The sequence below is a fragment of the Pseudomonas sp. SG20052 genome, from assembly GCF_031766055.1.
Taxonomy (GTDB): Bacteria; Pseudomonadota; Gammaproteobacteria; order Pseudomonadales; family Pseudomonadaceae; genus Aquipseudomonas; species Aquipseudomonas mandelii.
Map to the genome: position 1 here is coordinate 876089 of NZ_CP134498.1, position 18172 is coordinate 894260.

Annotated in this window: 16 protein-coding genes; 14 read left to right on the forward strand and 2 right to left on the reverse strand. The window is 61.2% G+C overall.

The annotated features are described in order from the left end of the window. The first annotated feature begins 2 nt into the window (after nt 1-2). Genes RHP74_RS03870 through RHP74_RS03880 form a run of 3 tightly spaced genes read left to right on the forward strand, consistent with a single transcriptional unit; the run spans nt 3 to nt 2353 of the window. Nucleotides 3-578, forward strand: coding sequence for a YfiR family protein (locus RHP74_RS03870; protein ID WP_010463742.1), 576 nt, complete (start codon nt 3-5; stop codon nt 576-578). After that, nucleotides 575-1843 carry a diguanylate cyclase domain-containing protein gene (locus RHP74_RS03875; RefSeq protein ID WP_145309835.1) on the forward strand — a complete coding sequence of 423 codons (1269 nt, stop codon included), beginning with the start codon at nt 575-577 and terminating at the stop codon, nt 1841-1843. Before RHP74_RS03870 ends, RHP74_RS03875 begins: the two co-directional genes overlap by 4 nt. Before the next feature lie 6 nt (nt 1844-1849). Continuing rightward, nucleotides 1850-2353, forward strand: a complete 504-nt coding sequence (locus RHP74_RS03880; RefSeq protein ID WP_010463740.1) for an OmpA family protein — start codon at nt 1850-1852, stop codon at nt 2351-2353. Here RHP74_RS03880 and RHP74_RS03885 read toward each other — a convergent pair. Beyond that, nucleotides 2350-3297 carry a LysR family transcriptional regulator gene (locus tag RHP74_RS03885; RefSeq protein WP_010463739.1) on the reverse strand — a complete coding sequence of 316 codons (948 nt, stop codon included), beginning with the start codon at nt 3295-3297 and terminating at the stop codon, nt 2350-2352. The genes RHP74_RS03880 and RHP74_RS03885 overlap by 4 nt on opposite strands. Nucleotides 3298-3460: 163 nt before the next feature. Here RHP74_RS03885 and RHP74_RS03890 point away from each other — a divergent pair, with 163 nt between their 5' ends. Together RHP74_RS03890 and mmsB are read left to right on the forward strand one after the other, a co-directional pair. Continuing rightward, nucleotides 3461-4987, forward strand: coding sequence for a CoA-acylating methylmalonate-semialdehyde dehydrogenase (locus tag RHP74_RS03890; RefSeq protein WP_010463738.1), 1527 nt, complete (start codon nt 3461-3463; stop codon nt 4985-4987). Between the two features lie 10 nt (nt 4988-4997). Further along, nucleotides 4998-5885, forward strand: coding sequence for a 3-hydroxyisobutyrate dehydrogenase (gene mmsB / locus RHP74_RS03895; protein WP_077747330.1), 888 nt, complete (start codon nt 4998-5000; stop codon nt 5883-5885). A 218-nt stretch (nt 5886-6103) separates the two neighbouring features. Here mmsB and RHP74_RS03900 read toward each other — a convergent pair whose 3' ends face one another. Beyond that, a complete protein-coding gene (locus tag RHP74_RS03900; RefSeq protein WP_007946320.1) occupies nt 6104-6448 on the reverse strand; it encodes a cupin domain-containing protein in 345 nt (114 codons plus the stop codon). 520 nt (nt 6449-6968) lie between these two features. Between RHP74_RS03900 and RHP74_RS03905 the strand changes: the two genes are divergently transcribed. From RHP74_RS03905 to RHP74_RS03945, 9 genes are read left to right on the forward strand one after another with little or no spacing between them, the layout of a single operon-like run. Beyond that, a complete protein-coding gene (locus RHP74_RS03905; RefSeq protein ID WP_010463734.1) occupies nt 6969-7538 on the forward strand; it encodes an acyl carrier protein in 570 nt (189 codons plus the stop codon). An 8-nt stretch (nt 7539-7546) separates the two neighbouring features. After that, nucleotides 7547-8821, forward strand: a complete 1275-nt coding sequence (locus RHP74_RS03910; RefSeq protein ID WP_010463731.1) for a beta-ketoacyl-[acyl-carrier-protein] synthase family protein — start codon at nt 7547-7549, stop codon at nt 8819-8821. Between the two features lies 1 nt (nt 8822). Continuing rightward, nucleotides 8823-9881, forward strand: a complete 1059-nt coding sequence (locus tag RHP74_RS03915; RefSeq protein WP_172792203.1) for a beta-ketoacyl synthase — start codon at nt 8823-8825, stop codon at nt 9879-9881. After that, nucleotides 9878-11173 carry a beta-ketoacyl synthase gene (locus RHP74_RS03920; protein WP_083375108.1) on the forward strand — a complete coding sequence of 432 codons (1296 nt, stop codon included), beginning with the start codon at nt 9878-9880 and terminating at the stop codon, nt 11171-11173. Before RHP74_RS03915 ends, RHP74_RS03920 begins: the two co-directional genes overlap by 4 nt. Continuing rightward, on the forward strand, nt 11170-12387 hold the full coding sequence (locus tag RHP74_RS03925; RefSeq protein ID WP_311097930.1) for a beta-ketoacyl synthase N-terminal-like domain-containing protein: 1218 nt from the start codon (nt 11170-11172) through the stop codon (nt 12385-12387). The genes RHP74_RS03920 and RHP74_RS03925 overlap by 4 nt, the downstream gene beginning before the upstream one ends. Before the next feature lie 45 nt (nt 12388-12432). Continuing rightward, nucleotides 12433-15303, forward strand: a complete 2871-nt coding sequence (locus tag RHP74_RS03930; RefSeq protein WP_311097932.1) for an aminotransferase class III-fold pyridoxal phosphate-dependent enzyme — start codon at nt 12433-12435, stop codon at nt 15301-15303. A gap of 9 nt (nt 15304-15312) precedes the next feature. Continuing rightward, nucleotides 15313-16050: a 3-oxoacyl-ACP reductase family protein gene (locus RHP74_RS03935; RefSeq protein WP_010463726.1), complete on the forward strand. Its 738-nt coding sequence runs from the start codon at nt 15313-15315 to the stop codon at nt 16048-16050. Further along, nucleotides 16047-16811, forward strand: coding sequence for an SDR family NAD(P)-dependent oxidoreductase (locus tag RHP74_RS03940; protein WP_010463725.1), 765 nt, complete (start codon nt 16047-16049; stop codon nt 16809-16811). The genes RHP74_RS03935 and RHP74_RS03940 overlap by 4 nt, the downstream gene beginning before the upstream one ends. 2 nt (nt 16812-16813) lie before the next feature. Next, on the forward strand, nt 16814-18112 hold the full coding sequence (locus tag RHP74_RS03945; RefSeq protein WP_010463724.1) for a DUF1302 family protein: 1299 nt from the start codon (nt 16814-16816) through the stop codon (nt 18110-18112). Nucleotides 18113-18172: the final 60 nt, after the last annotated feature.

The window sequence follows — 18172 nt, forward strand, 5'->3', positions numbered from 1 at the left end:
GCATGAAGGTGGCTGTCTGGACGACAGGGCGCGTCGTTAGCCGCAAGCAAGTGCTGCTCGCGGGGCTCCTCTGCTTGCTGACCGGTGTCGTGTTCGCTCAATCGGAAACCCCGGTGAGCATGGCCGACCAACGTGCCAGATCGGTCACTCAGGTTGTCCTCGGGATTCTCAGTTATGCGCGCTGGCCTGTTGAGCCTGCGCAACTGCGCCTGTGCGTGGTCGGCCCCACCGAATACACCGACGACCTGGTCAAGGGCACAACCCAAGCCACCGGCCGGCCCGTCACTGTGCGCCGGCTGTTGGCCGACAATCCGTCGATCGTCGGTGAATGCGATGCGGTGTACATCGGCAAATTGACCGACGACGAGCGCCGCCAACTCTTTGCTTCGCTGACAGGACGCCCGGTGTTGAGCATCAGCGAGAGCGATGATCAATGCACCGTCGGCAGTCTGTTCTGCCTCAGGGTCACTGATGATCAGGTATCTTTCGAGGTCAACCTCGATTCCGTCGCCCGTAGCGGCGTGCGCATTCACCCCAGTGTGCTGCAACTGTCCCGCCGCAAGCCGGCGGCGCCATGAGTCTATTCAAACCGGGTAGTCGTCCAACGTTGCGCTCGGTCATTGGCCGGGGACATTTGATCGTCGCCCTGGTCGCCGTGGCCATGGCCAGCGTCTCGCTGACACTGCTGGGTGTATTGGCGTTGCGGGTGTATGCCGACCACAACCTGCACCTGATCGCACGCTCGATCAATTACACCGTGGAAGCCGCGGTGGTGTTCAACGATAAAGCCGCTGCCACTGAGGCCCTGGCATTGATCGCCTCTACTGAAGAAGTCGCTGACGCCAGGGTGCTGGATGAAAAAGGCCGGTTACTGGCCCGTTGGCAGCGACCGGAAAGCGGCTTGCTCTCTGATCTGGAATTGCAGCTCGCCAAAGCCTTTCTGGAAAAACCCATCGACATGCCGATCGTTCATCAAGGTCGGGAAATCGGCAGCATTCAGCTCACCGGTCACGGTGGCAGCTTGATGCGTTTTCTGCTCAGCGGCCTGATGGGCATTATTCTGTGTACAGCCATCAGCGCCTGGGTCGCACTCTATCTGGCACGCCGACAACTTCGCGGGATCACGGGGCCTCTGCGAAGCCTGGCCGCCGTAGCCCACGCCGCCCGCAGCGATCGAGCCTTCGACCGGCGCGTGCCACCCGCCGATATCGCTGAACTCGACAACCTGGGCAACGACTTCAATGCCTTGCTCGATGAACTCGAGTCCTGGCAGACCCACCTGCAAAGCGAAAACGAAACCCTGGCGCACCAAGCCAGCCACGACAGCCTCACCGGATTGCCAAACCGGGCGTTTTTCGAAGGCCGTCTGATGCGTGCACTGCGCAATGCCCACAAGCTCAATGAGCGCGTGGCTGTGCTGTTTCTCGACAGTGACCGGTTCAAGGAAATCAATGACAGCTTCGGTCATGCCGCCGGCGACGCAGTGCTGGTTGCCGTCGCCAGCAGGGTTCGGGCGCAGTTGCGTGAAGAGGATCTGGTGGCGCGGCTGGGTGGTGACGAATTTGCGGTGTTGCTGACGCCGCTGCATAAAACCGAAGACGCCGAGCGGATCGCTGACAAGATCCTTGCCAGCATGGAAGAGCCCATCCCGTTACCGGGTCATACCCAGGTCCTGACTTCACTCAGTATCGGTATCGCCGTGTACCCGGATCATGGTGCCACCCCGGGCGCATTGCTCAATGCCGCCGATGCGGCGATGTACCAGGCCAAGCGCCTTTCCCGAGGTGCGCAGCACACGTCCGGGGCGGAGCACCCGGTCGCCCACGTACACACCAGGAGCTAAATTGCCGTGTTCTCAATTACCCAGCGTTCCCCGCGATTTTTCGCAATCACCTTGTTCATGGCCGTCCTGGCATTGACCGGGTGCCAGACCGCACCGCAAAAGGGGCTGACCCCGGCGCAAATCACTGTACTCAAACAGCAAGGCTTCGAGCTGACCGATGAGGGCTGGGCGTTCGGTCTATCCGGCAAAGTGCTGTTTGGCAGTGACGATGACAGCCTGAACGCCGCCAGTACCGGGATCGTCCAACAGATCGGCAAGGCCTTGCTGGGTGTCGGCATCGAGCGAGTGCGGGTCGACGGTCACACGGATGCCTCGGGCAAAGAGTCCTACAACGAACAACTTTCCCTGCGTCGCGCGAAAAGCGTCGGCAAAGTGCTGACCACGGTGGGCATGAAAGAAGAAAACATCCAACTGCGCGGTCTTGGCAGCAGTCAGCCGGTGACGTCGAACGACACCGCCTCTGGCCGCACCGAAAACCGCCGGGTATCGATCGTGGTGAGCGCCGATTAGTCGGCGAACAACATCTCCCGGCTTTCGCCCATCAACAGACTCTGATTCTGCTCGGTGACAGAACGGATGTAATCCCACAACAGGGTGATCCGCTTGAGCTTGCGCAGGTCCTCGCGGCAGTACATCCAGAACTGCCGCGTGATGTTGATCTCTTCCGGCAACACCGGAAGCAAGCGCGAGTCCTGCGCCGCGAGGAAGCACGGCAGAATCGCCAATGACCGTCCTTGCTGCGCCGCCACGAATTGTGCGATCACGCTGGTGCTGCGCAAGTTGGCGCTGGCGCCGGGCAACACATTCGCCAGGTACAACAGCTCCGAGCTAAACGCCAGATCGTCGACATAACTGATGAATGAATGCTTGCCTAAATCTGCCGGGCGGCGGATCGGCGGGTGCTTGTCCAGATAATCCTGCGTCGCATAAAGCTGCAGTTTGTAGTCGCAGAGTTTGCAGCAGACGTAAGGGCCATGTTCCGGGCGCTCCAGGGCGATGACGATGTCCGCCTCGCGCTTGGACAGGCTGATGAAGTGCGGCAGCGGCAGGATGTCCACCGAGATCGCCGGGTAGGCGTCGACAAAATGGCTCAGCTGCGGGGTGATGAAAAAACTGCCGAAGCCTTCGGTGCAACCCATGCGCACATGCCCGGACAGCGCCACGCCGGAGCCTGAAACCTGTTCGCAGGCCATGTGCAGCGTGCTCTCAATCGATTCCGCGTAACCGAGCAATCGCTGACCTTCGGTGGTCAGGACAAAACCGCTGGTCCGGGACTTCTCGAACAGCAGCGTACCCAATGCGGCTTCCAATGAACTGATGCGCCGCGACACGGTGGTGTAGTCCACCGCCAGGCGCTTGGCCGCCGTGCTGGCCTTGCGGGTGCGGGCGACTTCGAGGAAAAACTTGAGGTCATCCCAGTTCAATGAGCCTAACGACGTGATGTTTTTTTGCATGATGGACCGGCTTTTATGTGCGTTCTTATTAGAAGTTTGCACATCTATACTCCAAAAACAGTCCGACAACCAATTCGCGACACACGCCTCATCTCAAGGCTGCTTTCTCGCCTTGGCTCTCAAGATAGTTCTCTAGATAACAACAACGTCCCGGAGACCCAACATGAACGCATCGCTCACGCCAAACGAAACCACTGTGCAAACGGTCAAGCTGTTGATCGACGGCGAGTGGGTCGAGTCCCAGACCACCGAGTGGCACGACATCGTCAACCCGGCCACCCAGCAAGTGCTGGCCAAGGTTCCGTTCGCCACCGCGCAGGAAGTGGACGCTGCGATCAGCGCCGCTCATCGCGCCTTCCAGACCTGGAAGCTGACGCCGATCGGCGCGCGGATGCGCATCATGCTCAAGCTACAGGCGTTGATTCGCGAACACTCCAAGCGCATCGCCGTGGTGCTCAGCAACGAGCAGGGCAAAACCATCGCCGACGCTGAGGGCGACATCTTCCGCGGTCTGGAAGTGGTCGAACACGCTTGCTCCATCGGCACCCTGCAAATGGGTGAGTTCGCCGAAAACGTCGCCGGCGGCGTCGATACTTACACCCTGCGTCAGCCCATCGGCGTTTGCGCCGGCATCACCCCGTTCAACTTCCCGGCGATGATTCCGCTGTGGATGTTCCCGATGGCCATCGCCTGCGGCAACACCTTTGTGCTCAAGCCGTCCGAACAGGACCCGATGTCGACCATGCTGCTGGTGGAACTGGCGATCGAGGCCGGTGTTCCGGCGGGCGTGCTCAACGTGGTGCATGGCGGCAAGGACGTGGTGGACGCGCTCTGCACCCACAAAGACATCAAGGCTGTTTCCTTCGTCGGTTCGACTGCGGTCGGTACTCACGTCTACGACCTGGCCGGCAAACACGGCAAGCGTGTGCAATCGATGATGGGCGCGAAAAACCATGCTGTGGTTCTGCCAGATGCCAATCGCGTACAAGCACTGAATGCGCTGGTTGGCGCCGGTTTCGGCGCAGCGGGCCAACGTTGCATGGCCACGTCCGTGGTGGTGCTGGTGGGCGCGGCCAAACAATGGTTGCCGGACCTGAAAGCGCTGGCGCAAAAACTCACCGTGAATGCCGGCAGCGAGCCGGGCACTGACGTTGGCCCGGTGATCTCGAAAAAAGCCAAACAGCGGATCCTCGATCTGATTGAGAGCGGCATCAAGGAAGGCGCCAAGCTGGAGCTGGATGGTCGCGACGTCACCGTTCCAGGCTTCGAGAAGGGCAACTTTGTCGGCCCGACCCTGTTCTCCGGCGTGACCCCCGAGATGCAAATCTACACCCAGGAAATCTTCGGCCCGGTGCTGGTGGTCCTGGAAGTCGATACCCTCGATGAGGCCATCGCACTGGTCAACGCCAACCCGTTCGGCAACGGCACCGGCCTGTTCACCCAAAGCGGTGCGGCCGCGCGCAAATTCCAGACCGAAATCGACGTTGGCCAGGTCGGTATCAACATCCCGATTCCAGTGCCGGTCCCGTTCTTCAGTTTCACCGGTTCGCGCGGCTCCAAACTGGGCGACCTCGGTCCGTATGGCAAGCAAGTGGTGCAGTTCTACACTCAGACCAAGACGGTCACCAGTCGCTGGTTCGATGACGACAGCGTCAACGACGGTGTGAACACCACCATCAACTTGCGTTAAGGAGCGGGACATGAAAATCGCTTTTATCGGTCTCGGCAACATGGGCGCACCGATGGCGCGCAACCTGATCAAGGCCGGCCACGCACTGAGCCTGGTGGACCTGAACAAAACCGTTCTGGCGGAGCTGGAACAACTGGGCGGCAGCATCAGCGCTTCGGCCCGTGAAGCGGCGCAAGGCGCGGAACTGGTGATCACCATGCTGCCCGCCGCTGTGCATGTACGCAGCGTGTGGCTGGGTGAGGACGGCGTGCTCGCCGGTATCGGCAAAGGCGTGCCAGCCGTGGACTGCAGCACCATCGACCCGCAGACTGCGCGCGATGTGGCAGCCGCTGCGGCCAAGCAAGGCGTGGCCATGGCCGATGCGCCAGTCTCTGGCGGTACGGGCGGTGCGGCGGCCGGGACGCTGACTTTCATGGTCGGCGCCACGCCTGAACTGTTTGCGACCCTGCAACCGGTGCTGGCGCAGATGGGCCGCAACATCGTTCATTGCGGTGAAGTCGGCACCGGGCAAATCGCCAAGATCTGCAACAACCTGCTGCTGGCGATTTCCATGGTCGGCGTCAGTGAAGCCATGGCGCTGGGCGATGCCCTCGGCATAGACACCACCGTGCTGGCGGGAATCATCAACAGTTCCACCGGGCGTTGCTGGAGTTCGGAGATGTACAACCCGTGGCCCGGCATCGTCGAAACGGCACCGGCCTCGCGCGGTTATACCGGTGGTTTCGGTGCCGAACTGATGCTCAAGGATCTGGGGCTGGCCACTGAGGCGGCACGTCAGGCGCACCAACCGGTGGTGCTCGGCGCGGTGGCCCAGCAGTTGTATCAGGCGATGAGCCAGCGTGGGGAGGGTGGCAAGGACTTCTCGGCGATCATCAACAGCTATCGAAAACCCCAGTAAGAAGTTTTCCGGGGAGTGTGATTAAAGGCTTTTGTGGCGAGGGAGCTTGCTCCCGCTGGTTCGCGAAGCGGACCTGATGCCCGTGAACGAGGTGCGTCAGATAAAACGCAGTTGCTGATTTTACGGCTGCTTCGCAACCGAGCGGGAGCAAGCTCCCTCGCCACAAGGAATGCGTATTTACCGGGAGACCACGTCGGGTGGTCTCCCGGTTTTTTGCATCAGGCAAACACGAAATACTTGCGCACGGTTTCAACCACTTCCCACGTGCCTTTCATCCCCGGCTCAATGACGAAAATATCACCGGCACGCAGATGGATCGGCTCTTTGCCTTCCGGGGTGATGATGCAATACCCCTCGCGGAAATCGCAGTATTCCCACTTCACGTATTCCACATACCACTTGCCCGGCGTGCAGATCCAGGTGCCCATGATCTTGCTGCCGTCTTCGCTGGTGTAGGCGTTGAGGTTGACGGTGTGCGGGTCGCCTTCGAGTTTTTCCCATTTGCAGGCGTCGAGCACCGGCAGCGGATGAGTATCGCGAAGAACGGTAATAGGTGCGGTCATGTGGACTCCGGGGCAGTGGATTAGAGAACTGAAGCCGCACCCTATAGCGCCCCGCACTCGGTCAGTTGTCTGTGCTCGACACTCAGTTACCCAGAAGCGCTGTGCCGATTTGCCTGGTCGGCTTCTAAATCCTCAATACGCATTATCTAAGGGCTAGGTTGAAAGTTATGAAGTTATAACTGTTTTCTTATCCGGTTTTTATTATTGGTACGTCTGTGCTGTCAGCCAGAAGTTAATACTTTCGAGCCCCTCTCTATTTAGCCGGCGATACAGTGTGCACCCCACCATACGCAGCCTTTGTTAAGTAAATAAGTCGACAGGCATGGGGCTTCGCACCAATCGAGTGCGGTGCGCAGGCCTGTTAGGACGTCTGTCTCAAGTGGTTAAAAAACTTTGAATAGTTCGTTGACTCTCCCCTTAAGGGCAGAGTTTAGATTTCCGCCGCGTCAGAAGTTGCTGTGGGAAAAGTTACTTCTCACATACGGAATTCATGAAGCAATCACGATATAGGGAGATAGAGATGAACAATCCATTGGAGTTGGAAAACGTCATTGTCAGCACCCGCGAGATCCTCGCGCAACTGTTGGTGATGAGCGTCGATGATATCGATGAGAACAGCAGTATCGTCGAGGATCTCAGCGCCGATTCGCTGGACATCGTCGACCTGAGTTTTCAACTGGGCCGTCAGTATGGCTGCACCTTGCCCAAAACCAGCGTGCTCGATCACGCCGTCGCTGTCTGCGGCGACGCCGGCGAGTTCCTGGCCAGCGGTCGCATCACTGAAAACGGCAAGGCCTTGCTTGAACAGAGCCTCAGCGCCTACTCCCCGGATCAACTCCAGTCCGGCATGCAACCGGCGCAGGTATTTGCCGCCACCACCGTGCGCAACTGGGCGCAACAGTGCCGCAACCTCTTCAACTATCTGCCGCAGAACTGCCCCGATTGCGGCGCTCAAAAAGCCGTGCTGAACGAACGTCAGCAAGTGGTCTGTGACGCGTGCAGTGCGCGGCTGGTGCCGGCCGACGGCGACGAGGTTTCACGCCAACTGGTGGAGCAATTTGTGGCCACTCACGTCAAAGAGACGGTGTAGGAGTTCTCATGCGGGCACGAGAAGTCTATGTGACCGGATTCGGTCTGGTGGCGCCCATGGCACTGGACGCCGCCACGTTGTTCGAGCGGATCTGCCAGAAGCAGTCCTGTGTTCGCGAACATCCACGGTTCAAGGCGCTGGGCTTCAACAACAGCGCTGCCGGGTTTATCGATGACGGCCAGTGGCAGCAGATCGCCGCGGGTTTCGGCGGCAATGCTGCGCTGCATCCACGGCAAAGTGTGCTGGCCGAGTTCGTCGCTCGACAAGCCATTCAGCATGCCGGTCTGACCCCGACAGCCTTTGCTCACACCCGCAGTGGATTGTTCCTGGGGGCCAACAAGTACTGCGCGGACAGTCACGATCTGCACCGGGCCAGTCGCTGCATGGATGAGTCCGGGCGTGTCGATCTGGATCAACTGCTGGATAACCCGGCGGCGTCGAGCGCGGTCTTCGGGCGCCGGGTCGATCAGCAGACCCAGCACCTGGCCGAGATGCTCGGTATCCGCGATCACATTTCGACCCACTCCGATGCCTGCGCCGCCGGCACCATGGCGATCGGCAGCGCCTACCGGGCGATCGAGCGCGGTGAAATCGACCTGGCCATTTGCGGTGCCGTCGAACTGATGGCCAACGAGTTGCCGTACTACATGTTCAACAGCCTGGGCGCGCTGTGCCAGGCCGACCTGCCGGCAAGCGAGCAGAGTCGACCGTTCATGCCGGACCGCTGTGGCTTCGTGATCAGCGAGGGCGCAGCCATGATCATTCTCGAATCCGCCGAGCATGCGCAACGTCGCAAAGCCGCGCCGTTGGGGCGCGTGCTGGGTTACGCGAATATGTGCGAGGCACAAAAAATGACCTCCAGCAGCCGGGACGGCAGCAAATACGAGGAATGCATGGAAGCTGCAATCGAAGACGCCGGGCTGCTCAGCAGCGCCGTGCAACACGTCAACACCCATGGCACGTCTACCCAGGCCAACGACAGCTGCGAGGCTTTGGCCTTGCAGCGCGTGTTCGGCGAGTGCCAGGAACATGTGACGTTCACTGCCAACAAATCGGCCATCGGTCATTCCCTGGCGGGCAGCGGCGCGATTGAAGCGGTGCTGTCATTGATCAGCCTGCGGGACGGCGTGCTGTTGCCGACCTTGAACTACGATCACGACCGCGCCGAATACCCCTCTCTGAAGTTTCTCAGCGAGCCCGTGCGTCAGTCGATCAATGTGGTGATGTCCAATTCGTTCGGGTTCGGCGGTGTTAACAGCTCGCTGGTTCTGGGGAGGGCATGACATGAGCATTGCCGTTTTCATCCATTCTGCCGCCGTGCTGAACGCCGCCGGCAGCGAATGTGCCGACCTGCTCGGAACGCCACCTTCGCCGCAACCGCTGGCATTTGACGCGACGCGACGGGCATACCCGCTGCCGACACCGCGTCTGGCCAGCGATCTGTTCGACCGCAAAATCCAGCGCAGCGTCGAACCTCAAGGCCTGCGGCTTTTGCATTGCACGGCGCGTCTGGCGCCCGCGCTCGCGGCCCTGCAACTGCCGCCGGCACGGATTGCCCTGACGGCGGCCATTCCAGAAGTCGACGCGCCAAGCCCTTGCTGGGACGCAGTGCAAGCGATCGGCGAGCAACCGCAAAAGCCACTGGCGCAACTGTTGGCCAATACACCGCCGCTGCATGCCCTGATGCTGCTCAACAGCAGCGTGATGGCCTACGTGGCCGAAGCGTTGCAATGCCACGGGCCGATGGGTGGGTTCTGTTCCCAGGAAAACGCCGGGCTCGATGCCTTGATCGAAGCCTGCCAGCAAATTGTCGAGCAACGTGCCGAAGCGGCGCTGGTGGTCAGCAGCAGTCCGAACCTGACGCCCGCCCTGTATCTGCGTGAACCCTATCAGGCAGACGAGCCGACTTATGGCGAAGGCGCCGCGGCACTGCTGCTCGGCTCGACGCCTTCGCGCACCAACCCGATGGCCTTGCGCATTGCCGGGTTCGCCCGGGGTTACAGCGCTGATCCGCAACGGGGCGCAGCGGTTGCCCGGCGGGTGATCGACCAGGCACTGAGCCTGGAAAAACTGTGCCTCGGTGACGTCCAGCAAATCGTCGCCAACCCCGAGGATGCGCAACTGATGAGCCTGTTCGCCGACCGACCGCAGGACGTTCGCAGCACTCATGCCATGACCGGTGATCTTGGTGCCAGCGCCTTGCTGACCGAAATCGCGCTGGCCTTGCACCTTACCCACAACGCTTCGGCGACACCGGGCTATACGCTGTTGGTCAGCCATAGCCGCGCCGGTCATTGGGGCGCCTTGCTGCTGGCCAGTGAAACCATGGAGAAGCACACATGAGTGCGACACGGATTGTGATTACCGGCATGGGCGCCGTGACCGGGTTCGGTTTCGAATGGCAGACCCTCTGGGAAAAAATGCTTGGCGCCGAACATTGCGTGCGTCCATGGCAGCCCGACGGGGTGGAAGACGGCACGTTCCCGGTGCGCTACGCCGCGGCCGTGGATATGAGCCTGTTGCCTGAGGCCCTGCAGGACCACCCGGCCTGGACCGTTGCATTGGAAAAACGCAGCCGTTTTGGCTGGGTGGCCGCCACCCAAGCGGTGAAAGACAGCGGACTTGCTCCTGAACAGCTACGTGAAGCCGCCGTGCTCTGCGCTTCGGGCGCGCCCCAACACATGCTGGCCGACATGCTGTTGACCCAGGCACCGGATGGCTGCACCCCGGGCTGGCAACACCTGATGCCCCGCGCTGGGCAGGTCAGTACCGAGGGCTCGCTGCGTCAGAGCAATGATCGACTGGCTCGGGTGATTGCCGACGGTTTGGGTTGCGAAGGTCCGGTGATCAATATCAGTAGCGCCTGCGCCGGAGCCTCCCAGGCCATCGGCAATGCTTTTCAGATGATTCGTCGCGGTGAAGTGAACGTGGCGATTGCCGGCGGCGCCGATTCGGTGCTGAACCTCGACACCATGGCCGCGCTGTACCTGCTCGGCGCGGCATCGAGCGAACAGCGCTGGGGTGTCGATTTGTGCCGGCCATTCGACCGTGATCGCAGTGGCCTGATTGCCGGCGAGGGCGGTGGTTTCTTGGTACTGGAAAGCCTTGAGCATGCGTTGGCGCGAGGAGCGACGCCGTATGCCGAAGTGCTCGGTTTCGGCAGCAGCCTGGACGCCTACAAAGTCACCGCCCCGCAACCCGAAGGTCGGGGCGCGGCGCTGGCGATGCAAGCCGCGCTGGACGACGCCGGCCTGCGTGCGCAACAGATCGATCTGATCAACGCCCACGGCACCTCGACGCCGCTCAATGACGTCGCCGAAACCCTGGCGATCAAAAGTGTGTTCGCCGAGCACAAGCACTACCGGTCCCTGGCCATCAGCGCCAACAAGTCGCAGTTCGGGCATTTGATTGCCGCTGCTGGCGCACCCGAATGCATGGTCACCGCGCTGGCGTGCCTGAACGATCTGGTCACGCCGACAGTGAACCTGCATGAGGTCGATGAGCAATGCGACCTGGACTATTGCGCCGGACAAGCGGTCAGCCGCCGGGTGGATTTTGCCTTGAGCAACTCCTTCGGTTTTGGCGGCCTCAACACTTCGCTGGCCTTGGGCAAATATCGGGAGCACGGACAATGACGGGCGCTACTGTGCGCGTTGCCATCGCCGGCAGCGGTTGCGTATTACCCAGCGGCTGGGGCGTGCAACGCTTCTGGTCAGCGGCCAGTGAAGCCCGCAGCGGTATCGCTTTGCTGCAGTCGAAACTGTTCCACAGTGAGCGCGTGACGGCGTTCGGGCATGTCAGTGATGAAGACCATCAAACCAGTCGCCAGGACGTGGCCCAGAACCTCCAGCGTTACTGCCCGCCGGCCGTGATCTGGGGCGTCAGCGCGGTGCGTCAGGCGTTGGTCGAAGCCGGGCTTGAACCAGGCAATGACGGGCTGCGCTACGGCCTCTATTGCTGCCAGGGCGGTTATACCCATCCGTCGTTGGCGGCCTATGGCGAGTTGCTCCACGAGTGCCGCGATGAGTCCGGTGCCGACATGCGGCGCCTTGCTCAACGGGTGTTGCGGGAGCGCGCGCTCGACCCGTTCCTGGTGCTCAAGAGCCTGAGCAACGGCTTGCTCGGGGTTGTCAGTCTGGCGCTGAAACTGGAGTGCGAATGCAACGCCTACATGCAAGGCGTGGCCGGCAATCTGGCGGCGTTGCGCGAGGCATGCGCGGCGTTGCAAAGCGGTCGTATCGATGCGGCGATTGTGGTCGGTGCCGGCAGTGAACTCGATCCGTTGGCGCTGGCCGCACTGGCCGAGGCTGGCGTGATCAGCACCGACGGTTCGCAAACCTTGCGTGCATTCGATCGCCAAGGCACGGGTGGGATTGCCGGTGAAGGCGCGGCGGCATTGATTTTGCGCCGGGCCGACGATCTACCGGATGGGCCGCAGACCTGCCTGTCGGGACTCACCGCCCATCCACGACTGGGGTCGTTGAACCTGCCGGACAAGCAGGTCGATCTGCTGGTCAGCAGCGCCAGTGGCGATCCGCACAAGGACACCGACCTGGCACGGACGCTGGCCCGCGCCGGTGCCTCGCATATCACCAGTAGCGTGCCGGTGACCGGCATTCTCAGCGGCGCGCCGAGCCTGGTCGACCTGATCCTGGCCCGTCATGCACTGCAGGACCAGCGTGTGCCGCCGATCATCGGGTTGCAGCAACCGGTGGAACCGCAGCTGCCGTTTGTGCTCGGTGAGGGCCGGGACGCGGTGCTGCGCGACTGCCTGATCATCAACCGTGACGACAACGGTTTCAGCGCCTGTTACCAGCTCGACTATCAGGCGGCCGGTCAGCCGTTTTGAACGTAATGAATCGCTTCTATTTTCTGATCAAGGGATATGACTTTTATGGATTACCGCGATTACGTACGACCTAAATTCGTTGAATTAATGCAGGCCCTGGGCCTGGAATGCCAGTTCCACCGGGCGCTGGGCAGCAAGCTGTTTTACCTCGACAAACAAGGCGCAGAGGTGACCGTCACCGACTTTCTGGGCGGTTACGGTGCAGCGTTGTTTGGCCACAATGACCCGCAGTTCGTCGACCAACTCTGCGGCCTGTTGCGCGCCGATGTGCCGTTCAATGCGCAGATGTCCGTGCGTGGCGCCGCCGGTATGCTGGGGCGCGAACTCAGCGAGGCGTTCAATCGGGAGTTGAACAACAACGAGCGCTACATTTCGACCTTCTCCAACAGTGGCGCCGAGTCGGTGGAAATCGCCGTCAAGCATGCCGAATACCGCCGTCAGAAAACCTTGCAGAAGCAGTTCGACGAACGGGATTTCGCCCTGGCCAACCTGACCGCCAGCGACAAGGCCTATGTCGAACTGGACGTTGATGACCTCGACCTGCCCGTCGGATTGCTGCCGGAAAATCTGTCCTACGTGACCGTGCGCCAAGTGGTGGAAGCGGTGCGTCAACACAACCTCGCGCAGTTGCATGTCGAGCCGGTATTCGTCGCCCTTCGCGGCAGCTTTCACGGCAAACTGGTGAACACCGTCCAGCTGACGTACGGCAAACAGTACCGTCAGCCGTTCGCCCGTTTTGGCCTTAACGTCGAGTTCATCGATCCGCAGCAACCCCAGCACCTCTTGGATTTGCCGGCCCGCCATACGCGGCATTGGCTTAGCCTTGAGTGGAGCGGCGAGACCTTGCAGGTACGTCGTGACGCTTTCAGCGCGATCACGGCGGTGTTGCTCGAACCGATCCAGGGCGAGGGCGGCATCAACGAGTTCGCCAACGAGTTCTACCTGGGCTTGCGTCGCCTGTGCAACGAGCAGCAATGCCCGCTGATCATCGACGAAGTGCAATCGGGTTTCGGCCGCACCGGCACTTTGCTCGGCGCCAGCCATTTCAACTTGCAGGGCGATTACTACTGCCTGTCCAAAGCGTTGGGCGGTGGCCTGATGAAAATTGCCGCGACGGTCATCCGTGCCAGCCACTACGAAAACGATTTCAGCTACATCCACAGCTCGACCTTCGCCGAAGACGATGCCTCGTGCCATATCGCCCTGTCGGCATTGCGCCGCTTGTTTGCCAACGACAGCGCGATGCTCAAGGAGGTGAACAGGAAAGGCGAATACCTCAAGTCGTCATTGCTCGAACTCAAAGCCGCGTACCCGGACGTGATTGCCGACGTGCGTGGTCGAGGGTTGCTGCTGGGGTTCGAACTGCACGACCTGACCGGCACCAGTTCGCTGGTGCAGGCGTCGGCGCAGTACAACGATGCGCTGGGTTACATCATTGCCGGCTACCTGCTGCAATTCGAATCGCTGCGGGTCGCGCCGTCGGGCAGCAACGCCAACGTGATTCGCCTGGAGCCGCCGGTGTGCATCACCTTCGAGGAAATCGACGGCTTGATCGGCTCGTTGCAAAAGGTCTGCGACATGCTGCGTCGCCGCGATGCCTTCCCGCTGGCGGCGGGTGTTTGCGCCGACAGCATCCCCGAAGTACCGGCCCGCGAGGTGAACTTCAAGGAACCTGAAAACCTCCCAAAGCCTGACGAGAACGTTCGCGTGGTGGCGCGCGTGGCGTTCATCAATCACCTGATCGATTCCGACATGCTCAGTGATGTTGACCCGTCGCTGTCGACCCTCAGCGCCGAACAGAAGCGCGAGTTCATCAAACGTATGGCCCCGGAGCGGCGTGCTGCGCCAATCGGCCCGGTGCTGATTCGTTCGAAACTCGGCACCGCCGTGGAATTCACCCTGTACCCGTTGTGCATGGACTCCGATGCCATGGCTGCGTACATCGCCAGTGGCGACCTGGACACCATCCGCGACGAAGTCGGTAATCGCATCCGTGATGCCCGGGCGGATGGCTACAGTGTGGCCGGTCTGGGCATGTACACCTCGATCGTCACCAACAACTGTCAGGCGCTGAAAATCCCCGACATGGCGCTGACTTCCGGCAATGCGCTGACCATCGGCATGGGCCTGGAAGCGATCGAGCAAGGCTGCAAGCAGCAAGGCCTGGAACTGAGCCAACAGACGGCGGCGGTGGTCGGTGCGGCGGGCAACATTGCTTCGACTTACGCTTCGTTGCTGTCCACCAGTGTCGAACACCTGATCCTCATCGGCAGCGGTCGCGACGGCTCACTGCGGCGCCTGGAGAAGACCGCCCAGCTGATTTACGCCGAGGCCGCCCGCGCGATTCTCAAAGGTGTCGCCGAGTACGACCGCCTCGCCAGCCGCTTGCAGAAACTCGACGGCATCGACGCGTTGTTGCAGGCCCACGGTGCTGGCGCCGACCTCGGTTTACGAGTGCAGCGTCTGGTCGAAGAGCACCTGGGGGCGAATGCGTTCATCACGGTCAGCAATGACCTTGAGGTGCTGAAACAGGCGCGCATCGTGCTCTGTGCGGCGAATGCCCCTCAACCGTTTCTCGGTGCCGATCACTTCGCCGAAAACAGCGTGATCTGCGACATCGCGGTGCCGCTGAACGTCGATCAGAACCTCTCCGGGCAACGGGCCGACGTGTTGTACATGCACGGCGGGATTGTCCAGACACCGTTGGGCGATGGCCTGATTCGTAACGTGCGCGCCTACCTCAAGGAAGGCCAGTTGTATGCCTGCATGGCGGAGTCGGTGTTGATGGGGTTGTCCGGGATGAAACAGCACTACTCCTACGGCGATATCAGCCGCGAGCAAGTGCAGCAGATTCGTGCCCTGGCCGCGACCCACGGCTTCAGCCTCGCGCAGTTCAAGACTGACAACTCACTCTAAGGAACGGTCATGCCGAATAAAGTAGCAGTGGTGACCGGTGGCAGTCGTGGTATCGGCCGGGCGATTGTCCTGGCCCTGGCCGGCGCGGGCTATCAGATTGCATTCAGTTATGTACGCGACGAAGTGGCCGCCATGTCCTTGCGTGACGAGGTTCAGGCACTGGGCCTCGAGTGCCTGGCGCTGCAATGCGATGTCAGCAGCGGCGACAGCATCAAAGGCTTTTTCGAACGGGTCGACGAGCATTTCCAGCGCGTCGATCTGCTGGTCAACAACGCTGGCATCACCCGTGACGGGTTGCTGGCGACGATGCCAAGCCGCGACATCGTCGAGGTGATCCAGACCAACCTGATCGGCACCTTGCTCTGCTGTCAGCAAGTGGTGCCGGGCATGATGCGCCAGCGCAGCGGTTGCATCGTCAACATCAGCTCGGTGGCAGCGCAGAAACCCGGCAAGGGGCAAAGCAACTATGCCGCGGCCAAGGGCGGTGTCGAAGCGCTGACCCGTGCCCTGGCAGTGGAACTGGCGCCGCGCAACATTCGGGTGAATGCGGTGGCGCCGGGCATCGTCAACACCGAAATGAGCACGGCGCTGATCGGCAGTCAGGAACAGGAAATCCAGTCACGGTTGCTGATCAAGCGTTACGCCGAACCCCATGAGATAGCCGAGGCGGTGCTGTACATCGCCGATCGCGGTTTGTACCTGACGGGTGAGGTCCTGCCGGTCAACGGCGGGTTGAAGATGCCATGAGCCGGACCATTCTGATTACTGGTGCCGCCAAAGGCATCGGCCGGGCGGTGGCAGAAAATTTTGCCGCCGATGCCGGGCACCGCTTGATCCTGCTGGATCTGGATTTACCGGAACTGCAACGCTGGGTCGACGAGCAACACGGACAGATCAAGGCCCGTGTCGAAACCCATTCGGCGAACATTGCCGACCTGGAGGGCATGGAAGCCTTCTTCAAAATGCTCGCCAAACAGGTGGACTACGTCGATGTGCTGGTCAACAGCGCCGGCATCTGCAACGAGAACGAACCGGAAGATTTGCACAACTGGCACAAGGTGATTTCGGTCAACCTCAACGGTACGTTCTACGTCACTTCTTTGTGCCTGCCGTTGATGCCGGACCGCGGGCGGATCATCAACATGTCGTCGATCCTCGGCCGCGCCGGCAAGGTCCGCAACACCGCGTATTGCGCTTCCAAGCACGGCATCGTCGGCATGACCAAAGCCCTGGCGCTGGACCTGGCACCACGGTTGATCACCGTCAACGCGATTCTGCCCGCATGGATCGACACGCCCATGCTGCAAGGTGAACTGGCGGCGCAAGCGGCCATTGCCGGGCTGACCCAGGAACAGATCCTGCGCAACGCCAAGAAAAAACTGCCGATGCGCCGCTTCATTCAAAGCGAAGAAGTCGCGGCGATGGTGCGTTACCTGGCCAGCCCCGAAGCGGGCGGGGTCACCGCGCAGAGCCTGGTGATCGACGGCGGTGTCGGGTTGGGAATGTAACCATGCCGGGATCACACATTAACCGTGCCGCGTGGGCGGTATTGGCCTGCATGGTCGCGCCGCCGGCGCTGGCTGAATTGACGGTCGACGACCTCAAGCCGGATTACGCCGACGCCGAGGTCGGCGTCGCCACCGCGTTGCGCCTGCACGGTGACGACCAGATCACCCAGAAGGCCATGTATTTCAAGGCCAACCTGGAAGACAACTGGGACGGTGGTTACTACAAGGCCAAGGGCCGGGTGCGTTACGACGCCCGCTACGACGGCAACAATCCGTACAGCGAGCGGGCGCGGGACAAATACCGCTTCGACGCCGACTGGCGGCATTTGTACTGGGGCCAGTCGGTGGGCGACGGCGAGGTGACTGTCGGCTGGCAGCAAGTGGTCTGGGGGCGTGCCGATGAGTTGCGGGTGCTTGATCAGATCAACCCGGTGGACTATCGCGATGGCCTGACTCCTCTACTGGAAGACAGCCGGATCGCGGTGCCCATGGTGCGGTTTGCGCAACCGGTGGGCGAGTGGGAACTGGAGGCGCTGTGGGTCACCGACTTTGTGAAAAACCAGCCGCCGGTGGCGGGCAGCGAGTTCGACGCGCCGCTGTTTGCCGCGCCGGATCCTCAGTATTTCCTGCTCGATTCCAAACCCGGCTACGACGGTGACAAGGGCTTTTCGTATGGCCTGAGCGCCAACGGCCGCATCGGTTCGGTGGACACCAGTTTCGTCGCACTGAACGCGCGCCAGCAGGACCCGGTGTACGCCGTCGAAGGCCTGGCCGATGACGGCCGCACGCGACTGGAACGCCAGTTTCCCCGTTACACCATGGGCGGCGCGGGGCTCGCGATCGACGCCGGTCACAGCATCGTGGTGCGCAGCGAAATTGCCTGGTTCGACAACTGGCGGGTGACCAATCCGACCCGCGCTTACGGCGCCGACAGCACCTCGATGGTCAAGTCGTTGCTGGGCGTCGACTACTTGCTGCGTGACTGGCTGATTTCCGTGCAGTGGCAGCAACAGCAATTGCTCGACTGGCAGGACGGCATGCTGCAAGACAAGCGCGAGCACCTGTTCACCTTATCCGCCGAGGGCACCCATTGGCAGGACCGACTCAAGAGCCGGCTGGTGGTCGCCGCCTCGCCACCGTTTAACGACGATGCGCTGTTGCAAGGCATCTTCACTTACAAACCGGTGGACTGGATCAAGCTCGGGCTGGAAGTGGATGTGTTCTTCGGCAAGCCCGACAAGCCCTTCGGCGAGTACGACAACCGCGACCAAGTGCGGCTGTCCGCCGGTTACCTGTTTTAACCCTATGACGCCTGCGTGCCCCTGGCGCATGGGCTCGACCATATTCATCTGACGAAAAGG